Source organism: Allorhizobium sp. DMC15 (assembly GCF_056314065.1).
The window spans coordinates 243,173-269,764 of the sequence record NZ_JBQUZB010000001.1; the positions used below are offsets into that span (position 1 = coordinate 243,173).

The 26,592-nt window shown below is 62.5% G+C and carries 28 protein-coding genes; 6 read left to right on the plus strand and 22 right to left on the minus strand.

Going from position 1 to position 26,592, the window contains the following annotated elements:
- Positions 1-22 precede the first annotated feature (22 nt).
- The 3 genes from ACT53S_RS01210 to ACT53S_RS01220 form a co-directional block, all read right to left on the minus strand.
- Positions 23-1,273, minus strand: a complete 1,251-nt coding sequence (locus tag ACT53S_RS01210) for an aminopeptidase (RefSeq protein ID WP_476065641.1) — start codon at positions 1,271-1,273, stop codon at positions 23-25.
- Between the two features lie 72 nt (positions 1,274-1,345).
- The gene (gene ybaK, locus ACT53S_RS01215) at positions 1,346-1,819 is read right to left on the minus strand and encodes a Cys-tRNA(Pro) deacylase (RefSeq protein ID WP_476065642.1); all 474 of its coding nucleotides are present in this window, start codon (positions 1,817-1,819) and stop codon (positions 1,346-1,348) included.
- A 3-nt stretch (positions 1,820-1,822) separates the two neighbouring features.
- Positions 1,823-2,170 (minus strand): ArsC family reductase, encoded by a 348-nt coding sequence (locus ACT53S_RS01220; RefSeq protein WP_476065643.1) that lies wholly within the window; start codon positions 2,168-2,170, stop codon positions 1,823-1,825.
- 203 nt (positions 2,171-2,373) lie between these two features.
- On the opposite strand from ACT53S_RS01220, the gene ACT53S_RS01225 reads away from it, so the two are divergent.
- Both ACT53S_RS01225 and ACT53S_RS01230 read left to right on the plus strand, forming a co-directional pair.
- Positions 2,374-3,270 carry a Tll0287-like domain-containing protein gene (locus ACT53S_RS01225; RefSeq protein ID WP_476065644.1) on the plus strand — a complete coding sequence of 299 codons (897 nt, stop codon included), beginning with the start codon at positions 2,374-2,376 and terminating at the stop codon, positions 3,268-3,270.
- Positions 3,267-4,781, plus strand: a complete 1,515-nt coding sequence (locus tag ACT53S_RS01230; RefSeq protein WP_476065645.1) for a mechanosensitive ion channel family protein — start codon at positions 3,267-3,269, stop codon at positions 4,779-4,781. Before ACT53S_RS01225 ends, ACT53S_RS01230 begins: the two co-directional genes overlap by 4 nt.
- 54 nt (positions 4,782-4,835) lie before the next feature.
- On the opposite strand, the gene guaA is transcribed toward ACT53S_RS01230, so the two are convergent.
- The 13 genes from guaA to ACT53S_RS01295 form a co-directional block, all read right to left on the minus strand.
- Positions 4,836-6,398 carry a glutamine-hydrolyzing GMP synthase gene (guaA, locus tag ACT53S_RS01235; protein WP_142072614.1) on the minus strand — a complete coding sequence of 521 codons (1,563 nt, stop codon included), beginning with the start codon at positions 6,396-6,398 and terminating at the stop codon, positions 4,836-4,838.
- Positions 6,399-6,474: 76 nt separating this feature from the next.
- The gene (locus tag ACT53S_RS01240; RefSeq protein WP_476065646.1) at positions 6,475-7,113 is read right to left on the minus strand and encodes a 5'-methylthioadenosine/S-adenosylhomocysteine nucleosidase; all 639 of its coding nucleotides are present in this window, start codon (positions 7,111-7,113) and stop codon (positions 6,475-6,477) included.
- Positions 7,110-7,559, minus strand: a complete 450-nt coding sequence (locus tag ACT53S_RS01245) for a PaaI family thioesterase (protein WP_113375716.1) — start codon at positions 7,557-7,559, stop codon at positions 7,110-7,112. Before ACT53S_RS01245 ends, ACT53S_RS01240 begins: the two co-directional genes overlap by 4 nt.
- A gap of 68 nt (positions 7,560-7,627) precedes the next feature.
- Entirely contained in the window at positions 7,628-8,080 is a 453-nt protein-coding gene (locus ACT53S_RS01250) for a TspO/MBR family protein (protein ID WP_476065647.1), read from the minus strand.
- A 66-nt stretch (positions 8,081-8,146) separates the two neighbouring features.
- On the minus strand, positions 8,147-9,223 hold the full coding sequence (locus ACT53S_RS01255; RefSeq protein ID WP_476065648.1) for a DUF1513 domain-containing protein: 1,077 nt from the start codon (positions 9,221-9,223) through the stop codon (positions 8,147-8,149).
- 1 nt (position 9,224) lies between these two features.
- On the minus strand, positions 9,225-10,346 hold the full coding sequence (locus tag ACT53S_RS01260; protein ID WP_476065649.1) for an imelysin family protein: 1,122 nt from the start codon (positions 10,344-10,346) through the stop codon (positions 9,225-9,227).
- On the minus strand, positions 10,346-11,863 hold the full coding sequence (locus tag ACT53S_RS01265; protein WP_476065650.1) for a di-heme oxidoreductase family protein: 1,518 nt from the start codon (positions 11,861-11,863) through the stop codon (positions 10,346-10,348). Before ACT53S_RS01265 ends, ACT53S_RS01260 begins: the two co-directional genes overlap by 1 nt.
- Positions 11,864-11,908: 45 nt before the next feature.
- The gene (locus ACT53S_RS01270) at positions 11,909-13,189 is read right to left on the minus strand and encodes an imelysin family protein (RefSeq protein ID WP_476065651.1); all 1,281 of its coding nucleotides are present in this window, start codon (positions 13,187-13,189) and stop codon (positions 11,909-11,911) included.
- 125 nt (positions 13,190-13,314) lie between these two features.
- Positions 13,315-14,601: an RsmB/NOP family class I SAM-dependent RNA methyltransferase gene (locus ACT53S_RS01275; RefSeq protein WP_476066614.1), complete on the minus strand. Its 1,287-nt coding sequence runs from the start codon at positions 14,599-14,601 to the stop codon at positions 13,315-13,317.
- Positions 14,602-14,704: 103 nt separating this feature from the next.
- Positions 14,705-15,067 (minus strand): septal ring lytic transglycosylase RlpA family protein, encoded by a 363-nt coding sequence (locus tag ACT53S_RS01280; protein ID WP_476065652.1) that lies wholly within the window; start codon positions 15,065-15,067, stop codon positions 14,705-14,707.
- 369 nt (positions 15,068-15,436) lie between these two features.
- Entirely contained in the window at positions 15,437-16,318 is an 882-nt protein-coding gene (locus tag ACT53S_RS01285; protein ID WP_476065653.1) for an SDR family oxidoreductase, read from the minus strand.
- A gap of 3 nt (positions 16,319-16,321) precedes the next feature.
- The gene (queG, locus tag ACT53S_RS01290; RefSeq protein ID WP_476065654.1) at positions 16,322-17,476 is read right to left on the minus strand and encodes a tRNA epoxyqueuosine(34) reductase QueG; all 1,155 of its coding nucleotides are present in this window, start codon (positions 17,474-17,476) and stop codon (positions 16,322-16,324) included.
- Positions 17,477-17,486: 10 nt separating this feature from the next.
- Positions 17,487-18,179 (minus strand): glutathione S-transferase family protein, encoded by a 693-nt coding sequence (locus ACT53S_RS01295; protein WP_113375706.1) that lies wholly within the window; start codon positions 18,177-18,179, stop codon positions 17,487-17,489.
- Between the two features lie 142 nt (positions 18,180-18,321).
- Here ACT53S_RS01295 and ACT53S_RS01300 point away from each other — a divergent pair, with 142 nt between their 5' ends.
- Positions 18,322-19,128, plus strand: a complete 807-nt coding sequence (locus tag ACT53S_RS01300) for an undecaprenyl-diphosphate phosphatase (RefSeq protein ID WP_476065655.1) — start codon at positions 18,322-18,324, stop codon at positions 19,126-19,128.
- Between the two features lie 57 nt (positions 19,129-19,185).
- Here ACT53S_RS01300 and ACT53S_RS01305 read toward each other — a convergent pair whose 3' ends face one another.
- The 6 genes from ACT53S_RS01305 to dnaN form a co-directional block, all read right to left on the minus strand.
- A complete protein-coding gene (locus ACT53S_RS01305; RefSeq protein ID WP_165826144.1) occupies positions 19,186-19,344 on the minus strand; it encodes a hypothetical protein in 159 nt (52 codons plus the stop codon).
- Between the two features lie 192 nt (positions 19,345-19,536).
- Positions 19,537-20,517 carry a complex I NDUFA9 subunit family protein gene (locus ACT53S_RS01310; RefSeq protein ID WP_476065656.1) on the minus strand — a complete coding sequence of 327 codons (981 nt, stop codon included), beginning with the start codon at positions 20,515-20,517 and terminating at the stop codon, positions 19,537-19,539.
- Positions 20,518-20,649: 132 nt separating this feature from the next.
- A complete protein-coding gene (locus tag ACT53S_RS01315; protein ID WP_110790244.1) occupies positions 20,650-20,937 on the minus strand; it encodes a DUF1330 domain-containing protein in 288 nt (95 codons plus the stop codon).
- A 23-nt stretch (positions 20,938-20,960) separates the two neighbouring features.
- Positions 20,961-21,665 (minus strand): orotidine-5'-phosphate decarboxylase, encoded by a 705-nt coding sequence (gene pyrF / locus ACT53S_RS01320; RefSeq protein ID WP_476065657.1) that lies wholly within the window; start codon positions 21,663-21,665, stop codon positions 20,961-20,963.
- 113 nt (positions 21,666-21,778) lie between these two features.
- On the minus strand, positions 21,779-22,372 hold the full coding sequence (gene pmtA, locus ACT53S_RS01325; protein ID WP_476065658.1) for a phospholipid N-methyltransferase PmtA: 594 nt from the start codon (positions 22,370-22,372) through the stop codon (positions 21,779-21,781).
- Between the two features lie 126 nt (positions 22,373-22,498).
- On the minus strand, positions 22,499-23,617 hold the full coding sequence (dnaN, locus tag ACT53S_RS01330; protein ID WP_113375701.1) for a DNA polymerase III subunit beta: 1,119 nt from the start codon (positions 23,615-23,617) through the stop codon (positions 22,499-22,501).
- Positions 23,618-23,838: 221 nt separating this feature from the next.
- Here dnaN and rsmI point away from each other — a divergent pair, with 221 nt between their 5' ends.
- From rsmI to ACT53S_RS01345, 3 genes are all read left to right on the plus strand, one after another.
- Positions 23,839-24,756 (plus strand): 16S rRNA (cytidine(1402)-2'-O)-methyltransferase, encoded by a 918-nt coding sequence (gene rsmI, locus ACT53S_RS01335; protein ID WP_476065659.1) that lies wholly within the window; start codon positions 23,839-23,841, stop codon positions 24,754-24,756.
- Entirely contained in the window at positions 24,753-25,121 is a 369-nt protein-coding gene (locus ACT53S_RS01340) for a YraN family protein (RefSeq protein ID WP_476065660.1), read from the plus strand. Before rsmI ends, ACT53S_RS01340 begins: the two co-directional genes overlap by 4 nt.
- Before the next feature lie 135 nt (positions 25,122-25,256).
- A complete protein-coding gene (locus ACT53S_RS01345) occupies positions 25,257-26,555 on the plus strand; it encodes an extracellular solute-binding protein (protein ID WP_476065661.1) in 1,299 nt (432 codons plus the stop codon).
- The last annotated feature ends 37 nt before the right edge of the window (positions 26,556-26,592 follow it).

The window sequence follows — 26,592 nt, forward strand, 5'->3', positions numbered from 1 at the left end:
GTTGGTCGCGCCGGAGACGCCCTCAGGCCCATTCACCCTGACGCATCACCGGCACCTTCGAGCCGTCGGCCCGGATGCCGTCGATATCGACCTTGTCCGAGCCGATCATCCAGTCGATATGGATCAGCGAGGAATTGCCCCCTTGCGCCTTGATCTGGTCCTGGCTGAGCGACGCGCCATTGAGGAAGCACTTCGAATAGCACTGGCCGAGCGCGATGTGGCAGGAGGCGTTTTCGTCGAACAGCGTGTTGTAGAACAGCACGCCCGACGCCGAGATTGGCGAGGAATGCGGCACCAGCGCCACCTCGCCGAGACGCCGCGCACCTTCGTCGGTGTCCAGTACCTTGTTGAGCACGGCTTCACCCTTCGAGGCCTTGGCTTCGACAATGCGTCCGCGTTCGAAGCGTACCTGAATATTGTCGATCAGCGTGCCCTGATGGGAAAGCGGCTTGGTCGAGGACACGTGGCCTTCCACCTTCAGCGCATGCGGCGTGGTGAAGACCTCTTCCGTTGGGATGTTCGGGTTGCAGGTCAAGCCATTCTTCGCCGTCGAGGCGCCGCCATGCCATTCATGGCCGTCGGCGAGACCCACCGTCAGGTCTGTGCCGGGGCCGGTAAAGTGCAGGGCGGCAAAGCGCTCGCCGTTCAGCCAGGTCGAGCGCTTCTTCAGTTCCGCATTGTGCTCCGCCCAGGCGGCGACCGGATCGTCGCGGTCAACGCGTGAGGCGGCGAAGATGGCGTCGGCCAGCTTGCGCACGGCCTCTTCGAACGGCAGATCCGGGAAGACGAGCTTCGCCCAGGAGGGGTTCGGATAGGAGCAGATATTCCAGTTGATGTCGAAATTGGAGATGTGCTCCAGCGCCGGCTTGTAGGCGATCGAGGTCGCCTTGTTGGCGCGGCCGACTTTGGCCGGGTCTTCAGAGGCGAGCAGCATCGGATTGTCGCCGGAGATCGCGAGGCGTGCTGCCCCATTCTCATAGGCCTTTGCCATGCCGTCGTAGAGCCAGTTCGGCGCCCGGTCGAAGCTCTCGTCGTGACCATGGCGATAACGCGCCAGCGTCGTCTCCTCGTCCGAATAGAAGGTCGTCACTGTCGAAGCCCCAGCCTTGTAGGCGTGCGCCGTGATCAGCCGCACCAGCGGCACGGCGACGAGCGGGGCGGTCAGCACCAGATCCTGGCCCTTCTGCAACTGCAACCCGACCTTGATCGCCACCTCGGCGAGCTTGTCGAGCTTGGTCGGATCGATGGAGGCGGAGAGATCGGGGAGGGTCATGGGGTATTCCTGTTGTAGTTGTCACGCCAGACTTAAGGGCAAAGATGGCGAAGTCCAGACCATTGGCAAAGGTCAGGCCACCAGTGGCGCCGCAATCGCACCCAGCGCTTTTTGCGCATCCTTTGGCGAAAGCCGCACCTGCAAGCCGCGCTGGCCGCCATTCATATAGACGAGCGCCTCGTCCATGGCCCCGATCTCGATCGCCGTCGGCACCTGCTTTTTCTGGCCGAAGGGGCTGATGCCGCCGACGACGAAGCCGGTGAACTTTTCCGCATTGGCCGGCTTCATCATCGCCGCCGATTTGCCGCCGAAGGCGCTCGCCAGCTTCTTCATGGAGACCTCCTTGTCGGAGGGCACGACGACGCAGACCGGCTTTCCATCGAGTTCCGCCATCAGCGTCTTCAGCACGCGTGACGGATGCTCGCCGATCGCTTCCGCCGCCTGCAGTCCGATGCGCTCGGCATTCGGGTCGTAGTCGTAGGTCACCGTGGTATAGGCCACACCGGCCTTGTCGAGAAACTGCGTGGCGCGGGTGGTCTTCGCCATGTCTTAGGCCTTGAACGTCTGCTGATAGATCTCCGGCTTGAAGCCGACGACAAGCTCGCCGCCCACATCGAGCACCGGCCGCTTGATCATCGACGGCTGCGCCAGCATCAGCGCCTTGGCCTTTGCCGCGTCCAGATTCGCCTTCTGCGCCTCGTCGAGCTTCTTGAAGGTCGTGCCGGCCTTGTTGAGCAGCACTTCCCAGCCAACCTTGCCTATCCAGCTGTCGAGGGTCGAGGCATCGATGCCCTTGGCTTTGTAGTCGTGGAAGTCATGCGCCACGCTGTGTTCCTCGAGCCAGGTTCTGGCCTTCTTCATCGTGTCGCAGTTCTTGATGCCGTAGATCGTGGTCATGCGCTTCTTCCTCGAAAACCTGCTGCGAGGAATAGCAAAGCAGGGCCGCAAATCAAGCGTTGCGGCCAGACGCAGGGGACGCCGAAAAATAGGTCACTTTTGGACGTTGCGACAGATTGCCACGCCAAAGCTTCGTATTATGCTGCAACGCATAAACATCTTTCAGTCGCATTGCAGATGAACCCGCAGCTCTTGGAGGCACCATGCGGATAGAGTTTCGTCTCGGATTGATTTTGGCCGTCTGTTTTATCTTCGGTTTGCTGATCGCCGGTTACATTTCATACACGCTGGAATTTCGTCAGGCCCGCAACGAGGTCAACGAAAAGTCCCGTGTTCTTCTGGAAATGGGTCTCGCCATGCGCAACTACACCAGCAGTCAGGTGGCGCCTTTGGTGAAGGCCCTCGGCTATGACGAGTTCCACCCGCAGATGGTCCCCTCCTACGGGGCACAGACCACGCTGGGCATCCTGCGCGAAAAGTTTCCCGATTATCGCTACCGCGAGGCCTCGCTCAACCCGACGAATATCGAGGATCGCGCCAATGACTGGGAGGTCACGCTCCTGCAGAATTTCCAGGACGATGCCGAGCTGAAGGAACAGTCCGGCGAGGTGGGCGAGGGGGCGGAACGGCGCTTTTATCTCGCAAGGCCGTTGCGCATGCCGAGTGAAGCCTGTCTGCAATGTCATTCGACGCCGGAGGTGGCGCCTGCCTCCATGGTGGCGAAATACGGCAACAACGGCTTCGGCTGGAAGATGGGCGACGTGATCGGCATGCAGCTGATCGAGGTGCCGGTGGCCGGTCCGAACCGGCAGGCGGCAAAGAGCCTTGCTGTGACCCTCGGGGCTCTCACCTGTGTCTTCGTGCTGTCGCTCGCCATCTTCCTGCTGCTCCTGCGCCGCTACGTCACCCATCCGCTGGAGACGATCACCCGCCAGACGATCGAGACCAGTCTGGGAGCCGAGTGGCAGGGGGCGGAACCTCGGGTCAGGATGAACGGCCAGTTCTACGATCTCGAACAGTCGATCTCGCGTCTGCGCATCAGCCTCAACGAGGCCCTCAGGCTCTTTCCCGATCTCGGCGGCAGGAAGAAGGACCTATGAGCTATCTGCTCTCCGCTCTGCTCGTCGCCTCGACGGCCCTCACGTGGCTGCTCTTCGTCACGCTGGATCCGGAACGCGCCGCATGGGCGCCGGTCCTGCGCGACGCCGCCTATTTCCTGACGGCACTGAGCGCTGCGCGCTTCGTCGAGGTACTCGTTTCGACGCTTGTCGATGACAGCGATGGCAACAGCCGGACGACCGATCTCGTCAAGGTCATGAGCTCGATCGTCATCTACATCGCCGCCATGCTGGTCTGGCTGCATTATGGCATGGCCTTCGACATCACCAGCCTGCTCGCCACATCCGCGATCGTCTCGCTCGTCCTCGGTTTTGCCCTGCAGAACACGCTGGGCAATCTGTTTTCCGGCCTGTCGATCGAGCTGGAGCGTCCGCTGCGGGTCGGCGACTTCATCCGCAAGAGCTCGGTCGAAGGGGAAGTCGTCGCGCTGAAGTGGCGCTCGATCTTCCTGCGTACGCCGGACGGCAGCTCGGTCGTCTTGCCGAACAGCACGCTTGCCACGGATGCGGTGGAAGTGGTGCGGCGCGGCCAGCCGGTGCGGATTGCGGTGCCTCTGCTGGTGCCGGACAGCATTCCCCCCATGCGCGTACTAAAGGTGGCGGAAGAAGTGCTCGACCGTGGCGTGCCGGGTATCGCCGAAGATCCGCTTCCCTCGGTCGTTCTGGTCGGCCCCGAGCCCGAAACGGGTGTCATGCGCTACACTTTGCGCTGCTACACCAACAAGCCGATCGATACGGCATCGCTCGCCTCGCGTGTCCTGACGGCACTGTGGTATGCCTTCGACAGGTCCGACATCCCGATGACGGGACTGAGCCGCAGCCCGATCGCACCCGAGCTGCCCTCCGACGCCGGCTTCCTTGGCGAACTGGCTGAGCATGGGCGCCTGCTCCGGTTCGGGCCGGGCGAAACCGTGCCGCCGGAGCTCGCGGGCTTCGTCGTCGACGGCGGGTTGCACGAGGAAGTGTTGAGCCACGAAATCGATCTCGAGGCCGAGCTTGCCCCGATCCTCGCCGCGGAATTCGGACTAGACAGGATGGCCCTGATCCCGACCGGTGTCATCCGCAAGGTCGCCCGCCAGGCCGCATTGTTCCTGGGGCCGGTGTCCTTCACCCTGGCCGAGCATTACGGCAGCCTGACCACCGATCCCTATCTCCTCTATCAGGCACTCGCCACACGCGTCCCCGATCCCCTCGACCGGGAGCGTTTTCTCTCCAATGCCCCCGATCGTCCGCTGCGCCATCTGCAGTCGGGTGATGCCTTTGGCTGGGCCGGACGGCTGCAATTCGAGCCGCAGGCGACGCGCAAGCGGACGGTCGTTTATTCCGCCGATTTGCTGGTGTTTGACGAAAACCGCCAGGCCGCGCTCGCCAACCATCCGGAGGCGGCGGACCTGCGTCGGAAGATCCTGATCTCTTCGCCGCTGCTCTCCGACCTCGGAATGGACATTCTTTCCGCAAGGCTCGGTCGCCGGCAACCCTTGGAAAAAGCCTGAGGCATTACCGCAAACGAAAACGGGGCCGCCTGAGGCAGCCCCGTTGTCATTCCATCATTCCCACTCGATCGTACCCGGCGGCTTCGACGTCACGTCGTAGACCACGCGGTTGATGCCGCGGACCTCGTTGATGATGCGGGTCGCTGCCCGTCCAAGGAATTCCATGTCGTAGTGGTAGAAGTCGGCGGTCATGCCGTCGACCGAGGTGACGGCGCGGAGCGCGCAGACGAATTCATAGGTGCGGCCATCGCCCATGACGCCGACGGTCTGGACCGGCAGCAGCACGGCAAAGGCCTGCCAGATCGCGTCATAGAGGCCGGCCTTGCGGATCTCGTCGAGATAGATGGCATCGGCTTCGCGCAGGATGTCGAGCTTTTCGCGCGTCACGCCACCCGGGCAGCGGATGGCAAGGCCCGGACCCGGGAAGGGATGGCGGCCGATGAAGCTATCGGGCAGCCCGAGTTCCTTGCCGAGCACGCGCACTTCATCCTTGAAGAGTTCGCGCAAGGGCTCGACGAGCTGCATGTTCATGCGCTCGGGCAGGCCGCCGACATTGTGGTGCGACTTGATCGTGACCGAAGGACCGCCGGTGAAGGAGACGCTTTCGATGACGTCGGGATAGAGCGTGCCCTGGCCGAGGAAATCAGCACCGCCGAGCTTCTTGGCTTCTTCCTCGAAGGTTTCGATGAACAGGCGGCCGATGATCTTGCGCTTGGTTTCCGGGTCGGAAACACCTTCCAGCTCGCCGACGAATTTGTCGACGGCATCCACATGGATGAGGTGCAGGTTGTAGTGTTCTTTGAACATGGCGACGACATCTGCCGCCTCGTTCTTGCGCATCAGGCCGTGGTCGACGAGGATGCAGGTGAGCTGGTCGCCGACGGCTTCATGAATCAGCAGGGCTGCAACCGAACTATCGACGCCGCCCGAGAGCGCGCAGATGACGCGCTTGTCGCCAACCTGGGCCCGGATCTGCTCGACCGCCTTCTGGCGATAGGCATGCATGGTCCAGTCGCCCTTCACGCCGGCGATGTTCTGCACGAAATTCTGGATGAGCTTCGCTCCATCGGGCGTGTGCACGACCTCAGGGTGGAACTGCACGGCGTAATATTTACGCGCTTCGTCAGCGATGAAGGCGAAGGGGGCGTTGGACGAGGTGGCGAGCACCTTGAAGCCCGGCGGGATCGCGGTGACGCGGTCGCCATGGGACATCCAGACCTGATGGCGGGAGCCCACCGACCAGAGGCCTTCGAAGAGCGCACAGTCCTGCTCGACCTCGAGGAAGGCGCGGCCGAATTCGCGGTGATGGCCGCCCTCGACCTTGCCGCCGAGCTGGGCGCACATGGTTTGCTGGCCATAGCAGATGCCGAAAATCGGAAGACCGCTGTCGAACAGCACCTGCGGCGCGCGGGGGCTTCCCTCATCCAGCGTGGAAGCGGGGCTTCCGGACAGGATGATCGCCTTGGGCTTGAGGCGCTTGAAGCCTTCTTCGGCGGACTGGAAGGGGACGATTTCGCAATAGACGCCGGATTCACGGACGCGGCGGGCGATCAGCTGCGTTACCTGGCTGCCGAAATCGACGATGAGAACACTGTCGGGATGTGCTGTCTGGGTCATGGCGAGCCTTTAAAGAAAACGAGCCCATCTTTCAATGGCAGATCGCCCGGAGAATCCTGATTTTTTGTGCGCCTGCTCAGAACCAGAAGACGCCGTCTTCGAGCGCCGTCTGCAGGCCGTCGACGGCCAGCGCCAGCTTCTTGTCGATGATGTGCAGATACTGCGTCCAGTCGTCGATGTGGTTGACGTCGTGGCGGCCATCGGAAATGCCGCGCAGACCAATCAGAGGCACGCCAAAACTCTGGCAGGCGCGCAGGACCGCGAAGGTCTCCATGTCCACCATGTCGGCATCGATCGACTGATAGGCTGCACCCGAGACGACATCGGCACCGGTCGACAGGCTGGCGACGGGGATGCCGGGAATACGCAAGGGAAGCTCGACGGCGATGGGAAGGTCAAGGAAAGGCGTCTTGCCCTTCTCGAACCCGAAGGCAGAGGCATCCATGTCGCGATAGGAGACGGAGGAGACCTGGTAAATCTCGGCTTGGTCGAGCCTGGCGGAGCCCGCCGAACCAATGGAAACAACGAGATCCGGAAGGTCGTCATGGGATGACAGCCGCGCCAGTTCTTTGGTCAGCACCACGGCGGCCTCGACCGGGCCGACCCCGGTCATCAGCGGCGAGATGCGGGTTCGGAGAAAGACACCATATTCGGCATCCGCCGCCATGACGAAGAGCACATTTTTGCCGGCAATGGACTTCATCTCGTAACTCATCCGGATATCCCCTCCCGCCCGCGGATCACCATCAGGGTGCTGGTCATCGATGCAATCAGTTTTGCTGGCCCATCGGTCAGCGCATAACCGCGTCCGTCGGCGACGATTATGTTGGAGCCGGGCTTGGTGATTTCGCCGCGAAACAGGAAGCGTTCGCCGCGGCCCGGCGACATCAGGTTCACCTTGAATTCGATGGTCAGCAGTGAGACTTCCGGCTCGACCACCGTATAGGCGGCATAGCTGCAGGCCGTATCGAGTGCTGCGGAGATGACGCCTGCATGCAGGAAGCCGTGTTGCTGGGTCAGCTTCGCGTCGTAGCGCAGTTCGATTTCCACCACGCCCTGGCTGATATGGGACAATTCCGCCCCCAGCGTCTCCATGGCGCCTTGGCGCGCGAAACTGCGCCGAATGCGCGCCTCGACGGTATCAGGATCGATTTCTGTCATGCTTGGTGCCCCTTCGGCGCGAAAGTGGCACGCAGCATTACGGCACGCAAGCTGTCGGAAGGCAGAATTCAGTTGAGCCAGGCGATGCTGAGATTGAGCACGCTCGCAAAAGCCACCCAGGCGAGATAGGGGACGAAAAGCAGAGTGGATATGCGGTCGATCGCTCGCGCCTTCACCATGAAACCGATGATCGTGATGAGCATGGCGGCGATCACCACGAGACCGAGTTCGGGGTTCTTGAGGCCGAAAAACGCGGGCGACCAGAGCATGTTGGCGACGAACTGGGCAAACCACAGTTGCATGGCTGCCGATTTCGGCGCGCGCATCCAGATCCGCGCGCCGGCAATGCCGATCAGCACGTAAAGCGTGGTCCAGACCGGACCGAACAGCCAGGCCGGCGGATTGAAGAAGGGCTTTTCCAGCGCCTGGTACCAGTCGCCGGGCATGTTCAGGAGGCCCGACAACAGACCGGCCGACACGACGACGAAGATGAAGATGGCATAGGTGAGGATGGTGCGCATGGCAGCTAATTAGGGCGGAGAATACGTCTTGCCAGAGGACGGGATGCGCCGTCTTGGAACGTGTGGTCAGAGACGGACGATATGCTGGTCCCAGGCGACGCGATGCGTCCGGTCGAGGAAGTCGCCGCGATAGGAAGAGACGGCGAAGCTCTCCGGCGAGGGCGCAATGCCGGCCGCGTCGACGAGCACGGTCTCCGAAACGAGCCGCCCGTCGCGTCCGTCGAGCACGGCCCACAGCCCGTTCTTCGGTGAGGCGATACCCACGAGGCCCTGCTTGCGATTGACGGCAATGGCACCGACATAATTGCCGAGCCGGTCGGTGGTCGCCTCCGGCAGCGACACGAAGGAAAGCGCCTCGCCCTTGGAGAAATGCCCGACCAGTGGCGGCCGGTCGGTGCGCGGTCCTTCATACTGGCAGGCAAACCAGATCTTGCCGTCCTCGGCGATATCCAGATGGCGGGTGGAGAGCTGGCGCAGTTCGGCGGGCAAAGCGTGTTTCTGGATCAGCTCGCCGCTCTTCGCATCGACCAGCGCCAGCGACGGGTCCATATGGTCGAGATTGAGCTTGGTGCGGCCGAAATCCGGATGGGTCTCGATGCCGCCATTGGCGATGACCAGAATGCCGTCAGCCGTCACCGTGATGTCATGCGTGCCGATGCCATGGGCCGGCACTTCGCCGACGCGCTCAAAACCCGACAGGCAGTCATAGATCCCGATCACGCCGGCATTGGCGTCAAAGTCGTTTTCGCTGGCGTAAAACAGCTGACCATTGGGCGAAAAGGCGCCATGGCCGAAATAATGCCGCCCCTCCGGCGCCGAGATGATTTTCGGTTCGGCCCGGCGGGTGGTGTCGAAGATGACGGCAAAGGTGCCCGGTCGCCGGGCAAAGGCGACGGAGAGGCCGTTGACCGTGCTGTGGCAAAGCCCGTGGATGCGGCCCGGAAGCGCGATCTGCTCGATGAGCTCCCCGGCTTCGCTGACAAGGCCGATGGCAAAGCGGCCATCCGGCTGTTTCAGGCCGGAGGCATAGACCGCATCCGTCTGGTCGAGCGCGAAGGCGGCGCGTGGTGTCAGAGCAGCCACAAACGAGAGGCCGGCGGCCCTTAGAAAAGCGCGCCGATCGATCAGGCAAGGACTCGGCATGTCAGTCCCCGTCCGAGAACGAGAATCCGGCGGCAAGGCCGATCCCGCCGCCGAGATCGTCGTTGAGGCGCAGGATCAGGTCGCGGCTGTTGAGCAGAAGGAAGTCGAGCTTGGCGACCTGCTCGGGGGTTGCCAAGGCTTTGGCGACGTCGGGTTCGATATCAGCAGACACGCGCGACAGCGAATGCGCCACGAAGTCGACAGAACTGGCGACCGAGCGATTGTCTTCGGCCAGCAGGTCGACCATGCCGGACGTGGTCATGAGGTCGCGAATGCCCTCGATATTCGCCGTGATCGACCGGAACGTATTGCCGGAGCGCCAGTAGATCGCCTGCCGGGGCAGGCCTTTCGCCGCATCGCCCTTGTAGAATTGCTCGATCCGTTGATCGCGGATCGTCTCGGCCGCATGCACGAGCACGCCGAGCAGTTCCTTGGCCGCCTCGGCCTCATCCCGGTAGATGGGATTGTTCGGTCCGGGTGTCTTCCAGGCGGCCGCGACGCCGTCGGGTGCGTCCCAGGCTTGCGTCAGTTCGGTTCCGAGGCGCTTCAAATTGGCGGCGATCGCCGTACCGTATTGGCAGCGATAGCTCCCCGCGGTGGTGCCGAGCGTCTCGGAACCCGTGCCGAACAGCACGAATTCCAGCGCGCCGAGCCCCTGCATGGCGACGCTCTTGTCCTTCAGCGTGTCGACGGAGGTGACGCTCGGGTCGGGCTTGGCAAGGGCGGCCTGAACCTGCTTCAGCCCGGTGCCCTTGCGGTCGGGGAAAAACAGGATGCGCTCGAAGCGGTTACCGTCGAGAACAGGGCCGACACGCACGATCTCGATCCGCGACCAGGCCTCGACCAGATCGCCGAATGTCGACTGAGCGTTCAGCAGGGTCTCGGAGGAGGGCGTTTGGCAGAGCAGGGCCATGGATTCCTCCATGGTCTCGGCCTCTTCGGTGAAATGGTGATAGCCGGGGCGGATGAAACCGTCGACGGCCTTGGCCATCACGCCGGGCACCTTGGCCGTGTCGAGCGCGCCGGGGGTGATGGGGCTTTCCTGCGCCAGCGCGGGAGCAAGCCCGAGCAGCGGCAGAGACAGAAGCGTGGCGAAGGCGAGCCGGGTGCAGCGTGTCCGCATCAGAGAGACTCCAGGAACGTGATCAGGGCCTTGCGGTCCTCGGGGTTGGCGGCGGCGAAGGCATTGCGGGCAGCTTGCGCTTCTCCGCCATGCCAGAGAATGGCTTCGGTCAGCGAGCGGGCGCGCCCGTCATGCAGGAAGAAGGTGTGGCCGTTGACGGCTTTTGTGAGACCGATACCCCAGAGCGGCGGCGTGCGCCACTCGGTTCCGGTGGCATCGCCCACGGCCTGCCCATCGGCCAGGTCTTCGCCCAGGTCATGCAGCAGGAAATCGGAGTAGGGCCAGATCAGCTGGAAGGCCTGCGCCTTGTTGTCCGCCGCGCGGCTGGTGACGAATTTCGGCGTGTGACAGGCGGTGCAGCCACTGTCATAGAACAGCTTCTTGCCGCGCAAGACATTCGCGTCATCGACATTGCGACGGGCGGGCGGCGCGAGGGCCTTGGCATAGAAGGTGACGAGTTCGAGCACCGGATCGGGCGCTTCCGTATCGCCCAGCCGCGCCTGCACGCCAGTTGCGGCTTCAAGGCAGGCAGTTTGCTTCTGGGTGCAGTCACCGAAATGGCGCGGATCATCCGGCGTCGATATCCCGATATCCCCGGCAAAGGCGCTTGAGCTCTGGTCGCGTACACTCGCATTCTGCGCCTTCCAGCCGAAGCGGCCGAGCTTGATCTCGCCGGTCCGGTGATCGCGGGCACGCGCCGCCTTGCCGGAAATACCGTCGCCGTCGCGATCATTGGGGTCGGCCAATGCCAGGATATCTTCCTCGGCAATCGCCTCGATCAGGCCGAGCCCGATCATCGGATTGGCGATGCGGGGCGAGAGCGTCGTCGTCGGATCGAGCGGGCCATAGGCGAGGTCGGCGACCGAATAGGTCGGTTTGCGCAGCATGACCGTCTCGCCGCCTGCAAGCGTTGCCGGCCTTTCCTCGTAGGTGATCACCATCCGCCCTTCGGCGGAAAGCCCCGGCACGGCTTGGTCCTGCAGCTGTCCGCCGTAAACGGGGTCCGGCAGGCTCATTACTTCCAGTCGGTCCAGCTTGCCGCGTTCTTCAGGCGTGACGGGTGGGCGGGCGAGCCGCAGGAACATCGAGGTCGCGTCGCGGTCGCCTTCCGGCGGGTGCCCGCGCCCGTCCTTCACATGACAGCTCTGACAGGAGCGCGCGTTGAACAGCGGTCCTAATCCGTCGGAGGCTTGCGTTGAGGAGGGGGAGGAGACCCAGAGCTTGGTGAACAGCGCATTGCCGAGCTTGAAATCCTGCTCTTCGGCAAAGGTAATGTTCGGGGCGAATTGCGAGAAGGCATCGTGGGACACGCCATGCTGCGAGGTCCCGGCACCGCCTTCTTTGATCTCGAAAGGTTCTGCTTTGGAAAAGTCGCTGGTCGGCTTGGTTACAGCCTGCACGCGGGCGAGGTCTTTTGGCGACAGGTCGCTGCGGATCACCGTTTCCCCGGCGCCAGACGGGATCGCTGTCGACATCAGCAGCGCAAGGCCGGCAGCGAGAGCGATCGGAGCTTTCATCGGGGAGATCGGGCCGTTCCGAAGGGAACGGCCCGCCTTTGCTTCTTACTGGAACACGGCGCCAGGATTATCAAGGCTGTCGGAACCTTCAAGCTCGATCGTGCCCAGATCCAGCGACGCAATGACGCGCTGGATGGTCTGGGTCTGGTCGATCAGTCCGTCGATCGCGGCCTGTACGGTGGCGTTGCCCTCGGCATTGCCTTCGCCGATCATCTGGTCATAGGCTTCCTTGGTTTCGGCGCGCTTGGCCATGGCGTTCATGGCGTCCAGGGTCTTTGCAAGCTTCGCCTTCATTTCGGCATCGAGCGCCGGATCCTTGGCTGCGACCAGCTCGGAGAGCGACGGACCGGTGAGCTTGGTGCCGTCAACGCGGGTATAGTCGCCGAGATAGGCCGAAGCGATGCCAATGGCATCGTTCAGGTGCGAATTGTGGGTGTTGTCGGAGAAGCAGTCATGCTCTTCTTCCGGGTCGTGCAGCAGCACGCCGAGCTTCATGCGCTCGCCGGCGAGTTCTCCATAGGAGAGCGAGCCCATGCCGGTCAGAATGATCGACAGACCCTTCTTTTCGTCGGAAAGCACGTTCTTGGTGGCTTCACCTTCCGGCGCCCAGGCATCGACCATTTCCTGCAGATCTTGGACGAGCAGCGTCGAGGCGGACTTCAGATAGTCGGCGCGGCGGTCGCAATTGCCGTTGGTGCAATTGGCCTTGTCGTAGTCGGTATAGGGGCGGTTGCCAGCACCCGGGCCGGTGCCGTTCAAATCCTGGCCCCAGAGCAGGAATTCGATGGCGTGATAGCCGGTCGCCACGTTGGCCTCGACTTCGCCGGCTTCATGCAGGGTGTTGGCGAGGAAGTCGGGCGTGATCTTGGAGGCATCGACCTCTTCGCCGTTGATCTTGATCTTCGGATTGGCGATGACGTTGGCGACATAGAGCGAATTGCCGTCGCTTTCGGTGCCGTAGGCAGCGTCGACATAGTCGATCAGGCCCTCGTCCAGCGGCCAGGCATTCACCTTGCCTTCCCATTCGTCGACGATGGGGTTGCCGAAGCGATAGACTTCCGTCTGCTGGTAGGACGGACGGGCCGCAATCCAGGCGGCGCGGGCGGCCTTCAGCGTTTCGTCGCTCGGCTTGGCGATGAGCGCATCGATCGCCGCGTCCAGCGCCTTGGCGGTGGTCAGCGCATCCTGGAACTTCGCTTCTGCCAGGTCGGTATAATGCGTCAGCACCTCCTTGGCGGAGGGAGCGGCAAAGGCCGGTCCGGCGAAGATCGCAGCGGATGTGGCGAGCAGCGCGAAGGACGCGCCGAGGACGGATTTCCGGATCATGGTGTCTCCCTTTGGCACCGGCACGGCGCCACTCTTTGAACGGACGCCATGTCTTGGCCGAAAATCAAACTGGTGTCAAACAGTCGACTATAAGAAAGAGCGCATTCTGCGGCCCGTCTCGGGTCTCACTTGCGCCGCATGCGACAGAAGAAGAAGCCATCCGTATCCATGCTGGCGGGGCTGAGCGTCAGCGTCTTGCCGTCTGCCGAACGCGGTGCGGGGGCGGATGTGCCGAACAGCCGCTTCCAGTCATCGAGGACTGGCACGATCTCGAAAGCCGGGTTCTTTTCGCAGAACGCGCGCACTTGGCCGTCGTTCTCGTCCGGCAGCACCGAGCAGGTGACATAGACCAGCGAGCCGCCGGGTTTGACGAAGGCAGAAGCCTCCGTCAGTGCCTCGGTCTGCTGCGATACGCGTTCCTGCAGATTGCGGTCGGTCAGTCGCCATTTGGTGTCGGGGCGGCGGCGCCAGGTACCGGTGCCGGTGCAGGGCGCATCGACCAGGACGTGGTCGCACCGGTCCTTCAGCCCGTCGAGCGCCTTGGCGCTGTCATGCACTTGGACGTTATGGGTTCCGGCCCGCTTCAGGCGCTCGATGATCGGCGCCAGCCGCTTGCGGTCGGCGTCATAGGCATGCACCTGGCCCTTGTTGTTCATGGCGGCTGCCATGGCGAGCGTCTTGCCGCCACCGCCGGCGCAGAAGTCCAGCACCTGCTGGCCTTCGCGCGGATCGACGAGATCGGCAACGATCTGCGATCCCTCGTCCTGCACTTCGAACCAGCCCTTCTGGAAGCTCAGTTCGGCCGTGACATTCGGAAGTCGTGATGGGCCTTCGCCGGCCGGCACCCGCATGCCGAAGCGGGCGATTGGCGAGGCTTGCGCACCGGATCGGTCGATGGCCTTCAGCACCTTGTCCCGGTTGGCTTTCAGCGTGTTGACACGGAGGTCGAGGGTCGGACGCGTGGCGAGCGCCTTGGCTTCGGCGAGCCAGTCGTCACCGAAGGCCTCCTCGAAGGCGGGCTGGACCCAGTCGGGGATATCGCCCTGAACATGCAAGGGCGCGGTCGAGATGTCGCGGGAGGAGAAGGCCGCGATCTGCTGGGAAGAGAGAGGGGCAGGGGCGAAGTTGTCGCCTTCCAAGCTCGCCGTGAGGGCATCGAGCTCCATGCCCCATTGGCGCAGAAGAACGGCCCAGCCCAGGGCCTGCGCGCTGTCGTCGTCCATCAGCCAGGCGTGCGACAGCTTCATGCGCAGGGCATCGTAGACGATATTGCCGATCGCGGCGCGATCACCGGATCCGGCAAAGCGGTGGGCGAGCCCCCAATCCTTTAGGGCATCGGCAACGGGACGGCGACGGGTCTCGATATCATCCAAGACTTCGATCGCACCGGCAAGACGGCCGCCCAGACGCATGGTCATTCTCCTTTGAAAGAAGAGAGCGTGGTAACGGCTGTCAGGGGCAAGAGCAAGCGCCTAGCGTGATCTGTCGAAGGCGCTGCCTGGGCTGAGGTCGGGATCAGCCGATGATCTCGTAGCAGACCTTGGCGTGACCGGAACGGACCATGCCGATGTTCTGTGCAGCAGCCTTGGAGAGATCAAGCACGCGACCGCGGATAAACGGACCACGATCGTTGATGCGGACCACGACGCTCTTGCCGCTTCGCGAATTGGTAACCTTGACCTTGGTTCCGAACGGCAGACTCTTGTGGGCCGCCGTCATCTTGGCCGGGTTCATACGTTCACCGGAAGCAGTCTTCGAATGCAGGGCGTACCAGGAGGCACCACCGCAGGAGGACTTGGCATCTGCACTATGAGGTGCGAAAGCACAGAGTGCAGCAATAGTTGCAACGGTGAAAATAGAGCGTCGGTTGATCGTCAAGTTTGATTTCCCTAGTCGTTGACACGAGGAGTTTTTTGCGTGCTGACGGCTAGGCAGGGTCAAAAGTGGCAAAAAAGTGCCAACTTGTGATCACGAAGTATTTCAGTCTGTAATATTCGTGAATGGGTCGGGCGATGTCTTTACCTTAACAAATGGTAAGCAAGGCGGAAAAATTGTTTGATTCCAGTCAGATTCAAGGAATGGAAATCCAGATGGATTCCGAATTCAAGGGATCACGGAATCCGCAAAGAAAAATTTTCCACAAGCGTCACATTTGCTGCCCAAATTGTGGTGCGGAAGGGGCCGAGGCCCTGTTTTTCGGCCATTTTTGCCGCTGGGCAAGCAAAGTTCGACCTCGGGAAACGGTTCTCAGGCCTTCTGGTTCCATGTGCCAGAGGCAAGTAATTCCTCCAGCGACAGATGGTAGTTCTGGAACTTGAAGTTGAATCCCAGAGCCTTGATCTTGGCGTTGGAAACCCGCTTGTTCTCACCATAGAAGGAGCGTGCCATCGGGGTGAGTTCGGCGGCCTCGAACGGTTGCTCGAGGGGCGCTTCCAGGCCCATCAGCCGGGCGGCCTCGGTGACCACGTCCTGCGGCGGCGAGGGCTCGTCGTCGGTGACGTTGAACACGCCCCCGGTCTTGGGGCCCGCCAGGAAGGCGGTTGCCGCAGCGATGTCCTCGACCCGGATGCGGTTGAACACCTGGTCTTTCTTCACCAGCCGGCGAGCTGTGCCGTTGGCGAGGTTCATGAAGGTGTTGCGGCCCGGCCCATAGATGCCGGAAAGCCGGAGGATGGCGAGCGGGATGGCCTCCCGATCCGCCAGCGACTGCCATGCCTCTTCGGCCTCGACGCGTTCGACGGAGCGCACGGAAACAGGTTTCAGTTCGGAGGTCTCGTCGACCCAGGCGCCCTGATGGTCGCCATAAACACCGACCGTCGAGAGATAACAGACCCATTCCAGCTTCGGCATCGCGGCTTTCAGGCCTTGAGTGCCGAACAGCCGGATGAGCGGATCACCCTGCGCCCCCGGCGCGATCGACTGGACGAAATGCGTGACGTCCTTCAAGGCGGCTTCAAGTTCCGACGTAAGCCTCGTGCCGTCAAAAACGAAAGGCTGGATGCCGGCAGCCTCCAGGGCCACTCCCTTTTCGGCGCTGCGCGTGGTGCCGGCGACGGAGGCTCCCTGGCCGCTCAATAGACGGCCGATCGCCTTGCCCGAATAACCCGCCCCAAAGATCATCACACGCATGCGTCAGCTCTCCATCATCCATTCCATCCGGACTGTCTCGTCCGGCTCGTCCCCCATGCGGGCCGCCCGTTGGACCGCGAAGTCCTGCCCCGGCAGCAGCCGCGACAGCGCCCACACGGCCATGCCGCGCACATCTGCGGAAGCATCACCGAGCAGCGTTTCGCAGGCGGATATGAGGTCGCCCGATCCGGAATTCCCCGCCGCGATCAGCACGTTGCGCACGAAACGGTCGCGTCCGATGCGCTTCACCGGCGAGCCGCTAAAGTAGGTGCGGAAGGCGGCATCGTCCAGCGTCAGGAAGAAGGCGATTTCGGGTGCCTTGAGATCATCGCGCGCCTTGAGCTTCATTTCGCGGGCGCTCGCCGCGAACTTGTTCCACGGACAGGCGGCCAGACAGTCGTCGCACCCATAGATGCGATTGCCAAAGGCGGGGCGAAGCTTAGGGTCGATTCGTCCCTTGTGCTCGATGGTCAGATAAGAAATGCAGCGCCGCGCATCGATCTGATAGGGCGCCGGGAAGGCCTCGGTCGGACAGGCGTCGAGGCAAGCCCGGCAGGAGCCGCAATGATCCCGCTCGGGCGTGTCGATCTCCAGATCTTCCGTGGTGAACAGGCTGCCGAGAAACAGCCAGGAGCCGAAGTCGCGGCTGACAAGATTGGTGTGTTTGCCCTGCCAGCCGAGCCCGGCCGCCGCCGCGAGCGGTTTTTCCATCACCGGTGCCGTGTCGACGAAGACCTTCACATCCGCACCGGCCTTTGAAGCAAAGCGCGTCGCGATCTCCTTCAGCCGTCCCTTGATCACATCGTGATAGTCGCGGTTGCGGGCATAGACGGAGATGGCGGCCTTGTCCCGCTGGCATTGTAGAAGGCGAGGATCCTCATCCGGGCCATAATTCATCCCGAATATCACGATGGAGCGAACGTCCGACCACAGCACGCGCGGGTCGCCGCGTCTCTCCAACGTCTCTTCCATCCACGCCATGGTGCCGTGCCGTCCAGCCTTGACAAAGGCCTTGAGCCGCGCAGGGGCTTCCGGGATCGTGTCGGGCAGGGTGATGCGGCAGACATCGAAGCCCTGGGCGAGCGCTTCCGCGCGCAGGAAGCGCGTCAGGTCTTCCCGCCGCTTCCTGATCTTCGGATCGTTCTGCGGCTCGTCCATGGCTTGGCCGTCAGAAGTCGAGATCGGCGTAGTGTGACACAGGCGTGATGCCGCGAACGCGTTCGGTGAGCAGCGGCCGGAACGACGGCCGCGACTTGATCCGCTGGTACCATTCTTTGGCAACGGCGAATTCGTTCCAGTCGATCTCGCCGAGATAATCGAGTACCGAGACGGCAGCCGCGGCCGAAAGATCGCCATAGCTCAACCGGTCACCGGCCACCCACTGGCGCGAGCCCGACAGCCAGGTGAGGTACTTCATGTGATGGCGGATATTGCCGCGCGCCGTGCGCAGCACCTTCGAATCCGGCGCCCCGCCACCAAGCCCGTTGGGGATGATCAGCTTGTGCACCCGCTCGCGCACGAGCGGCTTTGTCACGTCCTGCTCCATCTTCTGCAGGAACCACTCGACCAGTCGACGGATCTCCGCGCGCTGGAACGGGTCTTCCGCAAACAGGCGGCGATCCCGCTTCAAAACGCCATGCGTCTCGTCGATGAATTCCGAGATCACGATGGGCCCGCAAAGTGCCCGCATGTTGTCGTCGACATAGACGGGCAGGGTACCGGCCGGATTGAACGCCAGGAATTCCTTGCGCTTTTCCCAGGTCTGCTCTTCCACCAGATCCACCTGGAAGCCGTATTCGGCCAGCACCAGACGGATGAAACGAGACGCGGTGGACATCGAATGATGATACAGGGTCGGCATTGTGACTCGGATTCTCGGATTTTTCAGGCGCCGGACCGCGCGATCTGAGGCGACTGGTCATGATCTCGGCTTCCAAGCTATAGGTGCTTGGTCCCCGCAACACAAGCATATCACTCGCAGCCTTCCCCCTGAAGGAGACCTTATGGAAGATCAGTCAATCGTAAGCGCGCTCGTGCTCGGCCTCATCGAGGGCCTGACCGAGTTCATCCCGGTGTCGTCGACGGCGCATGTCCTGCTCGCCGGGCATTTCCTCGGTTTCAAGTCGCCGGGCAACACCTTCGCCGTGTTGATCCAGCTGGGTGCGATTCTCGCGATCCTGAGCGTCTATTTCACCAAGCTTCTGCAGATCGCCCTGTCGCTGCCCACGAGTGCGGCGAGCCGCCGTTTCGTCGGCGCCGTTCTCGTCGGCTTCCTGCCGGCCGCTGTCATCGGCGCGATCGCGCATGATTTCATCAAGACGGTACTGTTTGAAACGCCGATGCTGATCTGCGTCGTCCTCATTCTCGGCGGCTTCGTCCTTCTGTGGATTGATCGCAAGCCGCTCACCCCGCGCTATCACGATGTCACCGAATATCCGTTGTCGCTGGCGTTGAAGATCGGGTTCTTCCAGTGCCTGGCGATGATCCCCGGCACCTCGCGCTCGGGCGCGACGATCGTCGGTGCCCTGCTCCTCGGTGCCGACAAGCGGTCTGCCGCCGAATTCTCCTTCTTCTTGGCCATGCCGACCATGGTCGGCGCCTTCGCGCTCGACCTCTACAAGAACCGGGATGCGCTGAGCTTCAACGACGGTGCGATCATCGCCATCGGATTCATCGCCGCCTTCGTCTCGGCGATCTTCGTTGTCAGGTCTCTCTTGGACTTCGTTTCGCGCCGGGGCTACGCGCCCTTCGCGTATTGGCGCATCGCGGTCGGAGCGATCGGCCTTGTGGCGCTGCTTCTGGTTGGCTGACCATCTGCGCGCGATAAAAAAGGGCCGTTCGAAGCGGCCCTTTTTTCGGAAAGATGATTAGTTCGTCGCCGGAATGGACGCCGTCGAGCACGGGTCGATCCCGTAGGCCGGCGTGCAGTTTCCCTTGCGGGCCGCGACGGTGGTCGGCGCGACGAACGAGCCGGCGATGATCACCAATGCCGCACATGCAAAGAACAGTGCGATGGACTTGCCCATGAAATGCCTCTTGAGACTGTCTAAATAGAAATGGCCGGTGGGAAACTCTCGCCCGGTGCTGCGGGCGAGTCTTTACGCACTGCTTTGACGGCCATCAATAGGCGATCTTGCTTTATCCGCGGTTAACACGCGTCTTTCTTTAGCTGCGTCTTTTGTGCAACTCCGGCACACCGCAGCCAGCAGGAATGCTGCTCAGGCAGCCTTCCCGGCGCCGGCATATTGGCCGTGCTCGCGATACTGCACGAGATAGGTCGGCAGGATGGCGGCAACGGTGACCGGCTCGATGCCGAGACCTTCCAGTGTGCGCCCCTCTGCCTTGGCCGCAGCCGAAACCACATTGTCCTTTTTCAGCAGCGTTACCTGGTCCGGCGTCAGCGGCGGCGTGATCAGCGGGATGGCCGACGCGATGCTGCCGATCAGCGAGGCGATGCCGAAGGGCAGGTGCACCAGCGCCCGCTTGCGGCCGACAACCTCGAGCATGGTCTCGAGACACTGCTTGAAAGTCATGACGTCGCGGCCACCAAGCTCGTAGGTCTTGCCGCGCGTAATCGTGCCGTCGACGGCACGCGCCACGACTTCGGCGACGTCTTCGACATAAACCGGCTGGAACTTCGTCTTGCCACCGCCAACCAGCGGCAGGAAGGGCGACAGCTGTGCCATGGCGGCGAACTTGTTGAAGAAGCCGTCTTCAGGGCCGAAGACGATCGATGGGCGCAGGATTGTCGCGTCCGGCAGGATCGCCTGGATCGCGACTTCAGCTCGACCTTTGCTGGCGGCATAAGACGAGGCCGACTTCGTGTCGGCGCCGATGGCGGAGATGTGGGTCAGCGTCGCACCGACCGAACGGGCCGCTTCCGCAACCGCGCGGGCGCCGAAATCCTGCACGGCATCGAAACCGTTGCGGCCGCTCTCGAACAGGATGCCGACGCAGTTCACCACATGATCTGCGCCCTGAACGGCGGCATCGACCGAGGCGCGATAGCGCAGGTTGGCCTGGACGAAGGAGATCTGGCCGACATTACCGAGCGGCTGGAGGAAGCCGGCGAGGTCGGGACGGCGTACCGCGACGCGAATGCGGTATCCACGCTTGGCCAGTGCGCGCACGACATGCCGCCCGACGAAACCAGAACCCCCGAAGACGGTGACGAGCGGCGGTTGGTTGGACAAGGTCATGGACGGGCTCCCCTGAACGGTGCGGCGCACTCTGCGCGTATGATATCGCGCTTCTCTTAGCCGAATCGTTTGCCCGGGGAAAGGGCAGATGAGGCCTTTGCCAGCGGGACAGAGAGCCTCAGGCCTGAAGCGTCACACGCCTTCGACAACCACCATCTCGGCGTCGGCCACTTCCTGGCGGATCTTGGCGGCAATCTGGTATTCCGGCGAATTGTAGCAATCGACGGCCGCCTGATGCGAGGGGAACTCGATCACCACGTTGCGAGCGCGCACCTGGCCCTCGAGCTGCGTATAAGCACCGCCGCGTGCCAGGAAGGTCGCGCCGTATTTCTCGAAAGCCGGCTTGGCGGCCGCGACATAGTCCTTATAGCGCTCGGCATCGCGAATATCGACACGGGCGATCCAGTATCCCTTGGCCATTGGTGTCTCCTCCCTTGGTAAGTTCAGTTCGACGTGCCGAGTGCCGTATCCATCTCGGCCAGAATCGCGAGCGCGGCAGCCTTCGGGTCGGCGGCCTTGACGATCGGGCGTGCGACGACGAGATGGCTGGAACCGGCGGCAATCGCATCGGCCGGTGTCATCACGCGCTTCTGGTCGCCATGGTCGGCGCCCGCAGGCCGGATGCCGGGGGTCACGATCGCCATCTTCGGCCCGAGGATCTGGCGCACGGCGCTCGCCTCTTCCGCCGAGCAGACAACCCCGCCCATGCCAGCGATGCGCGCCTGTTCGGCGCGCTTCAGAACCAGCGTATGCGGGTCGTATTCATAACCCGCATCGGTCAGATCTTGCTCGTCCATTGAGGTCAGAACCGTCACGCCGAGCAGGCAGAGGCCCGAGCCCTTGGCCGCTTCAACGGCAGCCTTCATCGCCTTCGGATAGGCATGCAGCGTCAGCATGGTCATGCCCATGCGCGCGATGTTCTCGACGGCCGAGGCAACCGTGTTGTCGATGTCGAGCAGCTTCATGTCGAGAAAGACCTGCTTGCCGTCCTTGGCAAGGTCTCGGGCGAATTCCAGTCCGCCCGCGAAGGCGAGCTGATAGCCGATCTTGTAGAAGGAGATGCTCTCGCCGAGCGTGGAAACCACGCCTTCCGCGTCGGCGACGGTCGGAACATCCAGTCCGACGATGAGACGGTGACGTGCGCTCAAGACAAACACTCCTGCCAGATCGAGACGGACGTCAAGTCGCACGACCGGAGCTGAATCGCAAGCACGACCAAGGGAGAGCTGACCGTGATCCCCCGCTCATATGAGAGGGTCGCTCAAGCCTTGCGGTAGATCCACAGCTGAGCCGGCGGGATGTTGCGCACGACGAAGTCGAAGTGCTGGATGTGGTAGCGGTCCGGCTTGGCGATGATCGGAGACACCGGGCCATAGGTGATCTGCACCACGGGACGACCTTCGGGGATGCGCGACAGAAGGTCCTCGAGCAGCTGGATGCGCGCCTCCATCGGAAAGCTCAACATTGGCACCGCCGAGATCACGCAGTCGAAGGTTTGGTCGGCGAAGGCGCCAAGCGACGTCTTCAGATCGAAGGCGTCGCCATGGATGAAGTTCACGCCCGCGTAGTCCTCGACCAGACGCTCGTAGAAGTCGCGCGAATACTCGACCGATACGATCTTCTCCGGCGATACGCCGCGGGCCAGGATCTGCTTGGTGATCACGCCCGTGCCGGGCCCGAGTTCGAGGACGGGCAGGCCAGACGTCACGTCGATGACGCTTGCCATGCGCTTTGCGGTCACGGAAGAGGTCGGCACGATGGCGCCGACCGTCTTTGGCCCCTGCATCATGCCCTTGAAGAAGCGGATCTCCTCATCGAATTTCTTCTCGAACCGTTCCTTCAGTCGAATGGCCATGATCGTCCCTCTTGTTGTTCCTGCTCGATTGCTGCGAGCCGATTGCGACAATTTTGGGCTTGTCTGTCGCAAACGCAAGAGGGAATGGCGCTGTCGGAGTACGTATCGTGAAAGAAAATTCCCGACTTAGACGCGCATCGGCATCAGGACGTAGAGAGCGTCGACGCCGGCCGTGTCGCGAATGAGCGTCGGGGAGCCTGCATCCGCGAGCAGGAAGATCGCATCGTCACCCGAAAGCTGGCTGGTGATGTCGAGCAGATATTTGGCGTTGAAGCCGATCTCCATCGCGTCGTTTTCATAACCGACGGCCACTTCTTCCGTCGCACTGCCCGAATCCGGGTTGTTGACGGTAAGCAGCAGTTGGCCGTCGGACAGGGCCAGCTTCACGGCGCGGCCGCGTTCCGAAGAAATGGTCGAGACGCGGTCGACGGCGCGCGCGAAGGTCTGGCAATCGACGCGCATCTCCTTGTCGTTCGCCTGCGGAATGACGCGCTGGTAATCCGGGAAGGTGCCGTCGATCAGCTTGGAGGTCAAAACGACGGTGCCGATCGAGAGGCGGATCTTCGAATCCGAAATCTCGATGCCGATGACGAGATCCGGGTTGTCGATCAGCTTCTGCAATTCGCCGACCGTCTTGCGCGGGATGATGATGCCCGGCATGCCCTCTGAGCCCGAGGGCGCATCGACGTCGGCGCGCGCCAGTCGGTGGCCATCGGTTGCAACGGCGCGCAGCTTCAGGGCGCCGGAAGCCTCGATTGTGTGCAGGAAGATGCCGTTCAGATAATAGCGGGTTTCTTCAGTCGAGATCGCGAATTGGGTGCGGTCGATCAGCATCTTGAAATCGGATGCCTTGATCTTGAAGCTGTGGCTGAAGCTGCCGGCGGTGAGATCCGGGAAGTCGGACTGCGGCAGGCACTGCAGCGAGAACTTGGAACGACCCGAGGCCACCGTCATGCTCGCGCCGTCCGGCGTCGTGGCCAGCAGCACTTCCGATCCGTCCGGCAGCTTGCGCACGATTTCATAGAGCAGATGCGCGGGAACGGTGGTGGCACCGGCCTGCTCGACCATGGCGGCCGTGCTTTCAGTGATTTCGAGGTCGAGGTCGGTCGCCTTCATGTCGAGGGCCGCACCTTCGGCCTTCAACAACACGTTCGACAGGATCGGGATCGTGTTGCGACGCTCGACCACACGATGCACATGGTTCAGCGACTTGAGGAGATTGGACCGTTCAAGAGTTATACGCATAGGATGCTACCGCTTTCGACGTGTCGTCATCCGGTTGCCCGGATGGAAGAAGGGCCGGCCTGACCCTGGGCCGGACGATGTGGACGGGCAAAATGGCAGGAAACGAACGGGAAAAGCAAGAGCCTCCAAGGTTTTCCACCTCGGCGCACAGGTCTGGTTGCCGGAATGGTTTATGGCCGGGCGCCCTTGTGGAAGATCGGGGCGTGGAGGATAAAGACGCCATGACAGATCATGACAAACCCGCAGCCGAGGCGCCGTCCGCCAAACGCTACCGCCTCAACGACACGCTGGTGCCCGCCCGCCCGCTGGAGCCGGCGCTCTATCTCGTGGCGACCCCCATCGGCAACCTCAGCGACATTACGCTCCGGGCCTTGGAAACGCTGGCCGGTGCCGATGTGCTCGCCTGCGAGGATACGCGTGTGACCCGCGTCCTGCTCGATCGCTATGGTATCGAGAACCGGCCTTATGCCTATCACGAATACAATGCCGACGAGGCCGGCGCCCGCCTGCTCGCCGCGCTGGACGCTGGCAAGTCAGTGGCGCTCGTCTCCGATGCCGGCACGCCGCTCGTCTCCGACCCCGGCTATCGCCTCGGCCAGTTGGCGATCGAGGCCGGCCACCGCGTCGTGCCGATCCCGGGCGCATCCGCACCGCTCGCCGCTCTTGTCGGCTCCGGCCTTCCCAACGACGCATTCCTCTTCGCCGGCTTCCTGCCGACCAAGGACAAGGCGCGGCGTGACCGGCTGAAGGAACTCGCCAAGGTGCCGGCCACGCTCATCTTCTTCGAATCTCCGCACCGCATCGGTGATACGCTGGCAGCCGCTGCCGAAGAGCTGGATGCCAGCCGCCCTGCCGCCGTCTGCCGGGAACTCACCAAGACCTTCGAGGAATTCCGCCGCGGCACGCTGGGCGACCTCGCCGCGATCTATGCCGACAAGGCCGTGAAGGGCGAGGTGGTGCTGGTGATCGGCCCGCCGATGGCCGATGCCGCCCCCGATGCCGCCGATGTCGACAGTCTTCTCGCCGAACTCGCCGGCACCATGCCCACGGCCAAGGCGGCGACCGAGGCAGCCAAACTCACGGGCCTGCCGCGCAAGGACCTCTATCAGCGGCTCCTGGAACTCAAGGGGGCCGCATGAAGCCTGTCGGCGTGGATCGAAATCGCATCCGCGCCGAAAGGCTGGGCCGCTGGTCGGAGGTTCGTGCGGCGATAGCCCTGCTGCTCAAAGGCTACCGCATCCTCGCCTTCCGTTATCGTACCCGGGCGGGTGAAGTCGATATCATCGCGCGTCGCGGCGATCTCGTCATTTTTGTCGAAGTGAAAGCGCGAAAGACTGTGTCTTCCGGGGTCGATGCCGTCGGCTGGGAGGCGCAGCGCCGTATTCACAACGCCTCAGATCATTGGATTACCAGGCAGTCCGACGCGACAAAACTGTCACTTCGCCATGATATCATCGTGGTGCGGCCATGGCGCTGGCCGACCCATCTGCCGGGCGCGTTCTAGGTTCGTTTCGCCTTCGATGTGGAAAACTCGAAACCCGCCAATTGTGACAGGACTGTCACCAAACATTCAAGTCGCTGTCATCGACCACGCCTAATGCAGGCCTCACCGCAACAACCGGTGGAGAGGATCTGTCCCATGATCAAGAAGATTTCCCTGGCCGCACTGGCCCTGACCATGACCGCATCGACGACGCTTGCCGCGACCAACATCACCTGGTGGCACGGCATGGGTGGCCGCAACGGCGAAGTCATCAACGAGCTTGCCCAGAAGTTCAACGCTGCCCAGAGCGAATGCGCCATCACGCCCGTTTCCAAGGGTTCCTACGAGGAAGCCCTGTCGGCCGGAATCGCCGCTTTCCGCTCCGGCGAACAGCCGAACATCCTGCAGGTTTTCGACGCTGGTGCCGCCACCATCATCAACGCCAAGGGCGCAACCATTCCGGCCGAAGACCTCCTGAAGGAGAACGGTTTCGAGTTTAACCGTGACGCCTTCATCGAAGGTGTGCGCTACTTCTACGCCGACTCGGACGGCAAGTTCGTCGGCATGCCGTTCAACTCTTCGGCGCCGATCATGTACATCAACGACGAAGCCCTGAAGAAGGCCGGCGTCGAAGCTCCGAAGACCTGGGAAGAGTTCGAAGCCATCGCCCCGAAGCTGAAAGAAGCCGGCTTCATCCCGCTCGTCCAGTCGCAGCTCACCTGGCAGTTCACCGAGAACTTCTTCTCGCGCAACAACATCCAGTTCGCCTCGAACAACAACGGTTACGACAGCATCGTCGACACCACGATCAACGTCACCGACGAGCGCCATGTCATGATGTATGACAAGCTCAAGGCCTGGTACGACCAGGGCCTGTTCGGCTACTACGGTGCCGCCTGGAACGACAACCAGAAGGTCTTCGAAGAAGGCAAGGCCGCTCTCTGGATCGGCTCTTCGGGTTCCTTCGGTGGCCTGCAGAAGACCGCCACCATGCCCTTCTCGGCAACCTTCCTGCCTTACTGGAATTCAATCGAAGGCGCTGGCGTCCACTCCTTCATCGGCGGCGCTGCCCTCTTCGCAATGTCCGGCAAGTCGGCTGAAGAAAACAAGTGCACGGCCACGTTCTTCAACTTCCTGACCTCGACCGAGATCCAGAAGTTCTACCACCAGGCCACCGGTTACGTCGCCATCACCAATGCCGCTTACGAGCTGGCAAAGTCGGAAGGCTACTACAACGAGAAGCCGGCTGCTGAAGTGGGCATCAAGCAGCTGCAGCTGCCGGGCGCCGAGTGGGACAAGGGCTATCGCCTCGGCTTCTACCCGCAGATCCGCTCGATCATGGAACGCGAATACAACCGCATCTTCGCGGGTGAGACCACCCCGAAGGACGCAATGGAAACGATCAAGAAGGAAGCCGACGAACTGCTCGCCCGCTTCGCCAAGACCGCCGGCTGATCATCTTTGCCATGCCTGACGGATCCCGGGGGTGCAT

What these genes read in the sequence shown, in the direction of transcription:
- ACT53S_RS01345 (WP_476065661.1), top strand. Translation starts at nt 25,257, where the DNA reads ATGATCAAGAAGATTTCCCTGGCCGCACTGGCCCTGACCATGACCGCA.
- rsmI (WP_476065659.1), top strand. Translation starts at nt 23,839, where the DNA reads ATGACAGATCATGACAAACCCGCAGCCGAGGCGCCGTCCGCCAAACGC.
- ACT53S_RS01245 (WP_113375716.1), bottom strand. Translation starts at nt 7,559, where the DNA reads ATGACAGAAATCGATCCTGATACCGTCGAGGCGCGCATTCGGCGCAGT.
- ACT53S_RS01340 (WP_476065660.1), top strand. Translation starts at nt 24,753, where the DNA reads ATGAAGCCTGTCGGCGTGGATCGAAATCGCATCCGCGCCGAAAGGCTG.
- ACT53S_RS01270 (WP_476065651.1), bottom strand. Translation starts at nt 13,189, where the DNA reads ATGATCCGGAAATCCGTCCTCGGCGCGTCCTTCGCGCTGCTCGCCACA.
- dnaN (WP_113375701.1), bottom strand. Translation starts at nt 23,617, where the DNA reads ATGCGTATAACTCTTGAACGGTCCAATCTCCTCAAGTCGCTGAACCAT.
- ACT53S_RS01230 (WP_476065645.1), top strand. Translation starts at nt 3,267, where the DNA reads ATGAGCTATCTGCTCTCCGCTCTGCTCGTCGCCTCGACGGCCCTCACG.
- ACT53S_RS01210 (WP_476065641.1), bottom strand. Translation starts at nt 1,273, where the DNA reads ATGACCCTCCCCGATCTCTCCGCCTCCATCGATCCGACCAAGCTCGAC.
- ACT53S_RS01300 (WP_476065655.1), top strand. Translation starts at nt 18,322, where the DNA reads ATGGAAGATCAGTCAATCGTAAGCGCGCTCGTGCTCGGCCTCATCGAG.
- pmtA (WP_476065658.1), bottom strand. Translation starts at nt 22,372, where the DNA reads ATGGCCATTCGACTGAAGGAACGGTTCGAGAAGAAATTCGATGAGGAG.
- ACT53S_RS01315 (WP_110790244.1), bottom strand. Translation starts at nt 20,937, where the DNA reads ATGGCCAAGGGATACTGGATCGCCCGTGTCGATATTCGCGATGCCGAG.
- ACT53S_RS01285 (WP_476065653.1), bottom strand. Translation starts at nt 16,318, where the DNA reads ATGCGTGTGATGATCTTTGGGGCGGGTTATTCGGGCAAGGCGATCGGC.
- guaA (WP_142072614.1), bottom strand. Translation starts at nt 6,398, where the DNA reads ATGACCCAGACAGCACATCCCGACAGTGTTCTCATCGTCGATTTCGGC.
- ACT53S_RS01255 (WP_476065648.1), bottom strand. Translation starts at nt 9,223, where the DNA reads ATGCCGAGTCCTTGCCTGATCGATCGGCGCGCTTTTCTAAGGGCCGCC.
- ACT53S_RS01310 (WP_476065656.1), bottom strand. Translation starts at nt 20,517, where the DNA reads ATGACCTTGTCCAACCAACCGCCGCTCGTCACCGTCTTCGGGGGTTCT.
- ACT53S_RS01295 (WP_113375706.1), bottom strand. Translation starts at nt 18,179, where the DNA reads ATGCCGACCCTGTATCATCATTCGATGTCCACCGCGTCTCGTTTCATC.
- ybaK (WP_476065642.1), bottom strand. Translation starts at nt 1,819, where the DNA reads ATGGCGAAGACCACCCGCGCCACGCAGTTTCTCGACAAGGCCGGTGTG.
- ACT53S_RS01240 (WP_476065646.1), bottom strand. Translation starts at nt 7,113, where the DNA reads ATGAGTTACGAGATGAAGTCCATTGCCGGCAAAAATGTGCTCTTCGTC.
- ACT53S_RS01220 (WP_476065643.1), bottom strand. Translation starts at nt 2,170, where the DNA reads ATGACCACGATCTACGGCATCAAGAACTGCGACACGATGAAGAAGGCC.
- ACT53S_RS01305 (WP_165826144.1), bottom strand. Translation starts at nt 19,344, where the DNA reads ATGGGCAAGTCCATCGCACTGTTCTTTGCATGTGCGGCATTGGTGATC.
- queG (WP_476065654.1), bottom strand. Translation starts at nt 17,476, where the DNA reads ATGGACGAGCCGCAGAACGATCCGAAGATCAGGAAGCGGCGGGAAGAC.
- ACT53S_RS01265 (WP_476065650.1), bottom strand. Translation starts at nt 11,863, where the DNA reads ATGAAAGCTCCGATCGCTCTCGCTGCCGGCCTTGCGCTGCTGATGTCG.
- ACT53S_RS01260 (WP_476065649.1), bottom strand. Translation starts at nt 10,346, where the DNA reads ATGCGGACACGCTGCACCCGGCTCGCCTTCGCCACGCTTCTGTCTCTG.
- ACT53S_RS01225 (WP_476065644.1), top strand. Translation starts at nt 2,374, where the DNA reads ATGCGGATAGAGTTTCGTCTCGGATTGATTTTGGCCGTCTGTTTTATC.
- ACT53S_RS01275 (WP_476066614.1), bottom strand. Translation starts at nt 14,601, where the DNA reads ATGCGTCTGGGCGGCCGTCTTGCCGGTGCGATCGAAGTCTTGGATGAT.
- ACT53S_RS01250 (WP_476065647.1), bottom strand. Translation starts at nt 8,080, where the DNA reads ATGCGCACCATCCTCACCTATGCCATCTTCATCTTCGTCGTCGTGTCG.